The sequence below is a fragment of the Sandarakinorhabdus limnophila DSM 17366 genome (genome assembly GCF_945882885.1).
Taxonomy (GTDB): Bacteria; Pseudomonadota; Alphaproteobacteria; order Sphingomonadales; family Sphingomonadaceae; genus Sandarakinorhabdus; species Sandarakinorhabdus limnophila_A.
This window is the reverse complement of sequence record NZ_CAMCWT010000069.1, coordinates 1-10655: the sequence shown is the minus strand read 5'-3', so window position 1 is coordinate 10655 and position 10655 is coordinate 1. Positions and strand designations below refer to the sequence as shown.

The window sequence follows — 10655 nt, the reverse complement described above, 5'->3', positions numbered from 1 at the left end:
GGCTGTCAAACCGCATCTTCAAATCCTACGACGACATCCTCGACCATTGCTGCTTCGCTTGGAACCGCCTCACCGATCAGCCTTGGCGCATCATGTCCATCGGACTGCGCCAATGGGCGCATGGGTGAATATCAGTGAGAGTTGGTATTGCACGTGCGCTGTAGGCTCGGAACTCGCTAATCAGAGCCAGAAGATGACGGTGGCGGCGAGCGCGACGGCGGAGAATAAGACGGTCGGACATCGTTGATCCGCGGTCTCCTTGCACAGCCTGAATAGGATCGCGGCGCTCAGATCAATGGGTCCTGACCCGAGAGACAGCTTGCTCCACTCGCTTGTGCCCAAACAGGTTCAGCCTGAAGGGTCCTTTGGTGCTAGGTTGGTCGAAAGATAGTCGACAATCTTGCTATACTCAGCGTCAGTGAGGACTGCGCCATGTCCGATCATGACGCCTACAACCTCTGCCCACTGCTCCGACGATCTCGGTTGGGCGAAAATGACGTCCACGCCATGGCACCGGGTGCATGCGCTCAGCACCTGTTCCTTGCCGGAGGCTTCAGGCAGACCGATTACTTGCGAAACAGCAACCGCAGAGAATAGTCCACTGAAAACACAAAATCCGAAAATCAAACTAGGTCCAAAGCGAGACATCACCACTCCGAAATCGATTAATACAGGCCGCGCAGCTCGTCGGTCTGTTTTTTGCTACCGGTACGCGTGTTGCGCCTGTCAATCTGGTGCTGTCGCTGCAGCGCCATTCGGATTATTGGCAGTTGCGGCCATTGTTGATGGCTCGATCCGAAGCAACATGCCGTCCGTATCGTTCGGACCCCGCAGGCGGCCTTCGGTCAACACATAGATATTGCCGTCCGGTCCCTGCCTTATATCGCGGAAGCGCACCCCGAGTTCATCCAGCATGGTATCGCCCTGCCGGATGAAATCGCCGCGGATGACCATCTGGGCGATCTTCTTCGTGCTGGCACCCGCCACGATCAGGCTGCCCTGCAGGCGGGGAAATTTGTTCCCGGTGTAAAAGAACATGCTTTCCGGATTGAAGTTGGGATTCCAAAAATAGATCGGATCATCCATGCCATCCCGGTGGAATGGCTGGTCCGAAACCAGGTTGCCGGAATAATGCCGTCCCATGGAAACCAGCGGCCAGCCATAATTGTGCCCTGGCAGGATCTTGTTGATTTCATCGCCGCCGGCCGGGCCGAACTCGCTGGCCCACATCACGCCGGTCTTGGGATCCCAGGCCATGCCATAGACGTTACGGTGGCCATAGCTCCAGATTTCCGGCAGCGCGCCGGCCGCTTTGACGAACGGGTTGTCGGGCGGCACCGAACCATCGTCGCGAAGCCGCAGGATTTTCCCGATGTGGCTGTTCAGTGCCTGCGCCTGCGGGCGTGCGCTTGATTGGTCGCTGGCTGTCGTGCCATCGCGGTCACCCACGCTGATGTACAGCATCCCATCCGGACCAAAGACCATGCGGCCACCATAGGTGCCGAGCGGGCTTTCCCACGCCTCTGCCACCAAAATGTCCTGCACCGCGGTCAGTCGGCCATTTTCGAAGCGGGCGCGGGCCACCGCCAAGGTCGTGGCCAGCCGGGGCTTCACTTCCTTGGTGTAAGAGACATACAGCAGATTGTTGCGGGCGAAATCGGGATGCAGCACGATATCGTGCAGGCCGCCGATGCCGACATTATTGAGCGCCGGCAGGCCCTCAACGGGTTTCGGATCAAGCACGCCATCGCGCACCACCCGCAGCCGCCCGCCGCGTTCGGTGATCAGCATTGTGCGCCCATCGGGCAGGAACACCAGCCCATCGGGATGCGACAGGCCTTCCGCCAGCTTGACGACGCGCATCGACATGCCGCCCTGGCTCTTCAGCACGACGGGCTTGTCCACCGCCGCGCCGGACAGCGCATCGGGTGGATAGTTGCGCAGGATCTGGGCCGGGGTCAGCGGCGCCGTGACGCCCGGCGTGTCGACCGGTTGCGCGGGTGCGGCAACGGGCAGCGCCGCCATCAGCGCCGCCATCAGCCAGGGTTTTGTCCGAAAACGCATGCTTCCTCCAGAACGGCAAACAACCATATCCGCCTCAGTTCAAACTCAGGGCCACCAGTTCGGCCGGATGATCAACGCCGCCAACGCCGACCACGATATATTGCTTGCCCTTGTGCATGTAGGTGATCGGCGGCGACGTCGTGCCGGCGCCGAGATCGGCCTGCCACGCCACCTTCCCGGTCTTCTTGTCATAGGCGCGGAACATGTTGCCGCCGCTCAGTTTGGGAATGCTGAGGCCAACCTTGTCGCCTTCGCCGACGAACAGGAAGGATTTGGTGAGCAGCGGCGCCGCGCGGCCAGCCTGGCCAAGCGGCGGCAGATTGAGATCCTTCAGCAACGGATGGTCGCGCGGGCCTTCGCCATTGGGCACCATCCACAGATGATCACCGCTGTTCATGTCGATCGCCGTGATCCGGCCATAGGGCGGCTTGACCATGGGCAGGCCCTGCGGTCCTTCCATGTACAGGCTTGATTCCGGTGGCCGCTTGTAATTGTCCCGGCCAATCCACGGCACGCTGACCGACGGGATATAGATCACCCCGGTTTCCGGATCTAGCGCGGCACCGGTCCAGTTGGCGCCGCCCACCCAGCCGGGCATGTACAGCGTTCCCAGCTTGCCATCGGGCCCGCCAGCCACCGATGGCGGCGTGTACATGGGGCCATGCTGGTAACGGTTGAGGATCTGCACCGCTTCGGCCCGCAGCGCCGGCGTGTAGTCGATCAGCTGGTCCTCATCCATGCCCTGCCGGTCGAACGGTTTGGGCTTGGCCGGAATCGGCTGTGTCGGCGACGATTTTTCGCCCGGCATGGTCGATACCGCGACAGGCGTTTCGACGATGGGGAACAGCGGCTCGCCAGTCGCCCGGTCAAAGGCGAAGACATAGGCCATTTTGGTGACCTGAATGGCCGCCTTGCGCATGCGGCCGTTGACCTTGATGTCGGCCAGCATCGGCGGCGAGGGCAGATCATAATCCCACAGATCATGATGAACCAACTGGTAATGCCACACCTTCCTGCCGGTGCGGGCATCGACGGCAACCAGCGAATCCGAATAGAGATTGTTGCCCGGCCGCGTCACGCCGTAATAGTCGCTCGGCGGCGCGCTCAGCGGCAGATAGACGAGGCCGAGTTTTTCATCCGCGCTGAACGCCGACCAGACCTTTGTCTTGCCGCCCACCCGCCAGGAGTCATTTTCCCAGGTCTCCACCCCCGGTTCGCCTTCGCGCGGCACGGTGTGGAAGGTCCACAGCAACTTGCCGGTGCACACATCGAAGCCGCGCACATTGCCGGTGAGCGAGGCCTTGTTGATGTCGGCAACGCCGGTGGCGATCGGCTGGCCGCCAATGACGATCACATCCCGCACCACAATCGGCGCCGGTGCCGTCCACGAAAATATCGTCTTGGGCGCTTCGCGCAGGTCGATCCGGCCCTGATCGCCGAAATCCGTGACCGGCTTGCCGGTGCGGGCGTCCAGAACATAGAGATAGGACCCGCGCACGGTGACGATGCGGGCCGCCGCACCCTTGCCCCACAGCGCCAACGCACGGCTGGCCGCTGCCGGGGTAAGCCGCGCATCACCGGGAAAGGGCGCCTGACGCCAGATGATCCGGCCGCTGGCCGGATCACGCGCCTCCACCAGGCCGATCTGGTTGCTGATGTACATCACCCCGCCCACCACCAGCGGCGCGTTGCGGAAATTGTTCGACGGCACCAGCGTGGGATTTTCGGCGCGCAGGGCCGGATCGAGCGCCGGCGCGCGCCAGGCAACTTTGAGTCGATTGATGGTGCCGGCGTTGATCTGGTCCAGCGCGGAATATTTTGTGTCGCCCAACGTGCCGCCGAAATGCGCCCAGTCGCCGGCGGATTGCGCCTGCGCTGTTGCAGCACACAGCCCAAAGGCAGCCGCCAGACCGATCAACTTCAAACCCGTCATATGGTTATCTCCGTCCTGCGGCCAGGCAGCTCAATAGCCAACGGCATAGCCCATGCGCCTGGGATCAGACCCGGCCAGCCGCGTGCCATACTGTGACTGCAAGACCGCCTGGATACTGCCGATTGCATAAGGACCGACCGTCCGGACAGCATGACCCATGGCGCGCAGGCGGGCGACCGTATCGGACGAGAACCGCGATTCCAGTTGCAGCGTGATCGCAGCGCCCGGCGTGTAGAAGCCCGGATCGGCATCAAGTGCGAGGCGCGGCGCCTCGATGGCGGCCTGCACCGGCAGGCCGCGGTCGATCACATTGATCAGGTGCTGAAACTGCGTCTGGCCGATCGTCTCCCCACCCGGCGAGCCGAACACCATCTTGAACTGCCCCTTGTCCAGAACAATGGTCGGGCAGTTGCCGAGCAGCGGAACCCGCCCGCCGTGCACGAAATTGGGATGCTCACGATAGGGCGCCGTGGAGCCTTCGCGTAGGCCATTGTTGCAGAACATGCCGGTGTCACCCATGATGACACCAGCGCCAAAGCCGCCGCCCAGGGTGGTGGTCACGCCGACGGCGTTGCCGTCGCCATCCACGATTGAGATGTTGGTGGTGTCGCCGGGCACACTGCCTGCCGCGACAGGCGAACGCGCCACTGCACCGGCGTTACCGATGTCGGCGCCGGCGGGAAACATGATGGCCTGGGCCGGATCGATCAGGCGCCGGCGCTGATTGGCGAACTCCTTGGAAATCAGCGTCGCAACCGGTGTCGGAGATGACGCCGGATCGGCGGCATAGCGATAGACATCGGCCTTGGTGATCTTGATGCATTCGGCAATTAGGTGCAGCGCCTGTGGGCTGTAGGCTGGAAGCGATCCAATATCAAAGCCTTCCATCAGGTTCAGCTGCTCGCAGGTCTCCAGCCCGGTGCGCGAGGTCAGCGGCGAGCAGATCACATCAAGCCCGCGATAGCGGGTCGCCACCGGTTCCACCCATTTCGGCCGGTACCGCTGCATGTCGTCCAGTCGCAGCCAACCGCCATTGGCGCGCGAGAAGCGATCCATCTCCTGCGCGATGGGGCCACTGTAGAAACAATCATAGGCAGCGTTCAGCGCCCGGTCGCGGCTCGCGCCGGCCTTCAATGCCGCCGTTTCGGCGTCGGCCAGCGTCTGGAAGCTGCGCGCGAGGGGCAGATTCCGGAACATCGCCCGCGGCGCAGGCGGCTTAGCATCGGGGAAATAGATCGCCGCTGTGGTGGGAAACCGGGTCAGCATTGCCTGCTGACGCGCGATCGTCTGGGCAATCGACGGATCGAGAGGATGGCCATCACGCGCATAACCGATGGCCGGTTCCAGCAGCACCGACAGCGGCAGCTTGCCATGGCGCCGCGCCAGTTCGATCCAGCCGCCAAACGCGCCCGGCGTCACCACGGCCCTGGGGCCGGCGGTCAGGTCGGCGGCGGAAGCGGTGTCTTCAAGCAGTTGCGGCGCCGCGCCGGCAAAGGCCAGCGCGCTGATCTTGCCGGTCTTGCCGTCCATGCAGGTGGCAAATCCGTTGCCGGCAGCGCCCGATGCCCAAGGTTCCACGACATTCAGCACGGCCATCACCGCCACTGCTGCATCGGCAGCGGTGCCGCCCTGCGTCAGCATCCGCAGGCCCGCCATAGATGCCAGCGGGTGCCCGGCGGCCACCACACCATGCGGCCCGGCGACCTCCACCCGGTGCTGCGCGACCGTGGCCGCCCCCGTCGCAGGCGCGTCCGGCGCCTGGCGCCCAACGCCGGCCACCGGGCCTGCCGGTGCAACTGCAGGCACTTGCGCTAAAGCCGGCCGTGCCGCCGCGCCCGAAAGAACAGCGCCAGCCAAACCGCCCAGCAAGATCTCGCGGCGACCGAGCGTCCCCCGCTCATCGGCGTCACTGGTCAGAGTTTTCATGGCCATATCGGCGCTCCCAAGCATGACGTTACCAAAACCCGACCATCACAGGCCTACTCCGGCATTTTCACCGTTGGTTTGCCCTGGCTCTTGTAGACAATCCCGTTCTTCACCACGGTCTGGACAGAGAACAGGTTATTCAGATTGTGGTAGACCGGGTCGCCTGGCACCGCGATGATATCGGCCAGCTTGCCGGGTTCGATGGTGCCCAGGTCGGGCTTGCCCATGATGCGGGCATTCACGCGCGTGGTGTCGGCAATCACTTCCAGCGGCGACAGGCCTTCATCCACCAGCACCTTCATTTCCCGGACCAGGCCGTCGGTGTTGAAGTTCATCGGCGTGCCGCTGTCGGTGCCAACACCCATCAGCGCGTTGGATTCAATCAGCTGCTTCACCTGCGGGCTGCGGAACTTGATCTGCCGGTTGATGCCCGCGAAATAGCTTTCGGCCGGCCATTCCTTGAAGCTGTCCTGCATCGCCGCCCAGATATCGGCAGGGAACAGGCCTTTCAGCACCGGATCCTGCAACCGGCCGGGGAACTGCACGGTATCGGGGAAAATCCAGCTGCGATGCGCGGCGGTCAGCACGATGGGCCTGTTGCTTTCGGAAATCGTGCGCACCAGATCGGCGCTGTAGGTGGGGCCGCCTGCCGACCCCATGTGCTGCAGCACATCGACGCCGGAATCATAGGCATTGCGCACATCCGCTTCGGCATAAACATGCGCATGCACCTTGACGCGGTTGGCATGCGCGGCCTTCACGATGGCGAAATAATCGTCGCGCGTCAGGCCGGCATGCGCCTTGATCACGTCAACGCCCTGCTTGACCAGACGATCGACGACATCGGCGCCTTCCTTTGGCGTGGTGATCACCGCCGACGCCTCGGCCGGAAAGCCGCCGAACGCCCGGCGCGTCACCAGCGGACCCGAAACCTGCAGCCGCGGGCCGGGAACTTCGCCCGTGTTGATGCGGTTGCGCAGGCTGATGCTTTCGGTGGCATTGCCGCCCAGATCGATCGCCGACGTCACGCCGGACATCAGTAACTGCCAGGCCGACAGCTCCATCACCTTCTCGATGGAATATTTCTTGCCCGCCCCCTGCAGCCACTTGAACCAGCCCGCTTCGTCACCGAAGCCGATCATGAACAGGTGGGCATGGGCGTCGATCAGGCCGGGCATCATGGTCTGGCCGCTGGTATCGATCACTGTCGCGCCGGCCGGGATCTTCACCTCTGCCGCCGGGCCGACCGCGACCACCCGTTCGCCCCGAATGACGATGGTGGCATTGTGCAGCGGCGGCACGCTAAGGCCACTGATCAGCATACCGCCGGTCAGCACGGTGGTTTTCGTCTCCTGGGCCAGCGCCGAGACGGAGAGCAATCCGACCGCAAGCACCGTCAGGCTGCGCCAAAGGGCAACAGCGATCCCCGAGCCGGCGCTTGCGGCCCTGATCATCGTGCTTGCCGGACCGATGTTCTTCTTCATGACCAATCCCCCATCACCTTGCCCCGACGTGCAGCCTGTGACCGATACCGCCGCTCAGCAAGCCTTAAAGTGCAAAGCGGAAGCCTGCGCGGAACGACCGCCCGATCGTGTCATACTGCCCGGCGGAAATCGGCTGGTTGTTCCACGACTGGAAGCCGGTCGGGCCGGCCGCCACGATGGCCGGGTCCTTGTTGGTGATGTTACGGACGTTGAAGAACAGCTGATATTTCCCGTTCTCGCCGAACCGGTATGTCGCGGCGAAATCGATGTAGGCGGCCGCTGGCATCTGGATGCTGTCGTACGTGGGATTGTTCCCCGTCGAAGCCGGGCAGCCAGCAGTGCATTCGATGAACTCGTTGCTGAGCACCGAGCTCGAGATGCCGCGCAACGTGCCTGACAGTGATACGGGCCCATTGTCATAGTTGATTGCCAGGGAATAGCGCCAGGCAGGCAGGTTGACGGTTCCGGCACGCGCGGTCGGGATGGAACCGGGCTGGCCCGGGTCGACCGTATAGTCGAGGAAGTGGGTGGCCAGGGCGCGGATCGCCACTGAACCGTCCATGCCCGGCACCACATCTGCGGCTTTGAAGCGATAGCTGACTTCGAAATCCAGGCCCTGGGTGGACTCCGTGGCCAGGTTGATCGGCGCGTTGACGATGTCGAACTGGTTGACGGCGCCGGGCGTCGCCGTGATCCGGGCGCACGCCGTCTGATTGCCGGCAAAGCACAGATTGACGAGCTGCTGGATGGTCAGGGTGCCGATCGCCTGGGTGATGTCCACCTTGTAATAGTCGATCGACGCGTTGAACCCGGGCATGAAGCCGGGCGCCACGACCACACCGGCGCTGTAAGTGCGCCCCAATTCCGGTTCGAGATCAGGGTTGCCCGACGCCAGCGAACGCGCCGTTGTCGCCGCGCCGTTGCGGTTCGGATCCTGGAACGAGGCCTGCGACTGGAACACGCCGGCAAAGCGATCGGCCAGATTGGCTTCCCGCACATCGCGCGACGCCACGCCACGGACGCGGAGGCCATCGAACGGCGCATATTCGGCGCCAAGTTTCCACGTCATGTAGGTACCGCTGCCATATTTCACGGCCCGCGTTGCGGCATTCAGGTTGAGCGACTTGGCCCAGGATGCGTCCTTGGCCAGCGGCACCACGGTTTCAATGTAGACGTCGGAAATCTTGTAGCTGCCGATCGTCGGCAAGCCGCCGGTGGTGTCCCAGTTGCCGGGGCTCTGGGTGGTGATCGCATCGGCGAAGCCAGTGGCCGATTGTGTGCGATGTTCGGCGCCGAAGGCGAGCGAGACCGGGCCAGCCCAGATATCGAACGGCTCGCCAGCGATGTTGATGCTGACGACATTTTGCTTGTAGACGTCGCTGCGGAACGGATCGCCGATGACATAATTGATCTGCGCCTGACTGTTCACACCCGTGCCGAACACATTGTACGGCACGCAGCCGTCCGTCGGGTTGGTAAGGGTGGATCGGCAGACGATCGAGCCGTTCTGGGCGCGCACCGCATCGATGGCCCGTCGGAAGTTCGGCAGCAGCGTGGCCCTGGTCGCGGTATTGGTCATGGTGGCGCGGGCATATTGATAATAGGCCTTGAGCGACCAGTCGGACCCGAAGGCGGCGAATTTGCCGTCGACCCCCACCACGCCGCGGTTATAGCCGCGCTGCGCATTGGCGCCCGATGCGCCATTGTCACCCTTCAACGTGCCGAACGGGACCGAGGTCAGGCCCAGCGCCGTGATCCGCGCCGCGATGCTGGCCGGCATAAAGGGGTTTTCGGGACGCACCGTCAGGTTGTTGGGGAAATTGCCGTAATAGTAGCGTGTGTCGGTACTTTGATGGGCATACATCGCCTCGACATAGACGTTCCAGTCATCGGCCACGTCATAGCTGATCCGGCCGAACAGGTTCCGGCGGCTCTGATCCGGCAGGATATTGTTATCGACCCCGGTGCGCACATTGTTGTCGGCAAAGGTGCCGCCCGCCATGATCGGATCGGAGACAATGGGGCCAAAGACCAGATTATAGGGCGTGCCGCCCGGACCGAAGGCAACCCCACGCAGCGATGAACAGTTCGAGGTTGCCGAACAGGCGATGGCGCCGCCCAGGGTCGCCGTGCTGAGCGCGACCTGCGGGCGCAGCAGCACCCGCGGTTGCCCGTTGGTCGCTGTGTAGGCGGGATTGTTGATGTAAGCCCAGCCATCCTGAGCCCAGCGGCGATTGTCGGCATTGTAGATGCCGTCTTCGTGGGCGACTTCACCGCTGAGCAGGAAATGGCCGCGCCCGCCGGCAAAGCCGGTACCCCAGGTGAGCTGGACCTGCCAGTTGCGGTTGTCGCCATAGGTGGTAGCGCCGCCGGCAACCATGCCCTTGAAGCCGGTATACTTGGTGTCGAGCACGAAGTTGACGACGCCGGACAGCGCGTCGGAACCATAGGAGGCCGAGGCGCCTCCGGTCACCACGTCAACGCGGGTTATCAACTGCTGCGGCAGGCTGCTGACATCGACCGCGCCCGTGTTAATCATGCCGCCGACCCGGCGGCCATCGAGCAGGGTGAGCGTGCGCACATCGCCGATGCCGCGCAGATTGATCGAGTTGATCCCCTGCCGGCCGGCGCCGACCTGGGCCACGGTCGTTCTGGGGGTGGAACTGCCCGAAATGGCCGGCAGCGTGTTGACATAATCGGCAACGTTGGGCGTGGCCGACCGGGCGATTTCATCGGCGCCCACCACGGAAACCGGCGTTGGCGATTGATAGCCGTCGCGCACGACCCGCGTGCCGATCACCTGGATCAACACGTCCTCGGCGGGCTCGGCAGCCGGCATTGCCGCTGGCGCCGGCGTTGTTTGCGCGACTGCCGCGCCACCAATCAGCAGCGCTGCCATGGAAACCGACGCCTTCAACGCTGCGCCCGAAAACGATGTCTGACCCTTCATGTGCTTACCCCCTGCAATCACAAAATTCGCAATGCACAAACGTAGTCACAAATTCGCAATGCACAACCGTAGTGACGAAGTTTCTTCGTCGTGGCTTGTAGGACTGTACGGACTTGCGGGACGCCGGGTCATGTTGGTGGCGGTCCAGGTTTCGTCGATGAAGACGAGGCGCTCAGGGTCCAGATCGAACTGGCCATCGAACCAGTCCTGCCACTGCTTCAGGACGTCGGGGCGGTCCTGCTCGATAGCGTGGCCAGTCTTTTTTTACGCGTCATGCCGCGGCGGACGAAGAACCGGT

General features: G+C 63.3%; 5 protein-coding genes and 2 pseudogenes. 1 reads left to right on the top strand and 6 read right to left on the bottom strand.

Going from position 1 to position 10655, the window contains the following annotated elements:
• A pseudogene (locus Q7O19_RS11965) lies at positions 1 to 128 on the top strand (IS630 family transposase); the annotation flags it as partial.
• 598 nt (positions 129 to 726) lie between these two features.
• On the opposite strand, the gene Q7O19_RS11960 reads toward Q7O19_RS11965, so the two are convergent.
• From Q7O19_RS11960 to Q7O19_RS11935, 6 genes and pseudogenes are all read right to left on the bottom strand, one after another.
• Positions 727 to 2064 (bottom strand): PQQ-dependent sugar dehydrogenase, encoded by a 1338-nt coding sequence (locus Q7O19_RS11960; RefSeq protein WP_303810742.1) that lies wholly within the window; start codon positions 2062 to 2064, stop codon positions 727 to 729.
• A 34-nt stretch (positions 2065 to 2098) separates the two neighbouring features.
• The gene (locus tag Q7O19_RS11955) at positions 2099 to 3997 is read right to left on the bottom strand and encodes a PQQ-binding-like beta-propeller repeat protein (protein ID WP_303810741.1); all 1899 of its coding nucleotides are present in this window, start codon (positions 3995 to 3997) and stop codon (positions 2099 to 2101) included.
• Between the two features lie 30 nt (positions 3998 to 4027).
• Positions 4028 to 5923, bottom strand: a complete 1896-nt coding sequence (locus tag Q7O19_RS11950; RefSeq protein ID WP_303810740.1) for a gamma-glutamyltransferase family protein — start codon at positions 5921 to 5923, stop codon at positions 4028 to 4030.
• A 53-nt stretch (positions 5924 to 5976) separates the two neighbouring features.
• Positions 5977 to 7407 (bottom strand): amidohydrolase family protein, encoded by a 1431-nt coding sequence (locus tag Q7O19_RS11945; RefSeq protein WP_303810739.1) that lies wholly within the window; start codon positions 7405 to 7407, stop codon positions 5977 to 5979.
• Between the two features lie 64 nt (positions 7408 to 7471).
• Positions 7472 to 10357: a TonB-dependent receptor domain-containing protein gene (locus tag Q7O19_RS11940; protein ID WP_303810738.1), complete on the bottom strand. Its 2886-nt coding sequence runs from the start codon at positions 10355 to 10357 to the stop codon at positions 7472 to 7474.
• Between the two features lie 123 nt (positions 10358 to 10480).
• Positions 10481 to 10655: pseudogene (locus tag Q7O19_RS11935) on the bottom strand (IS630 family transposase); the annotation flags it as partial.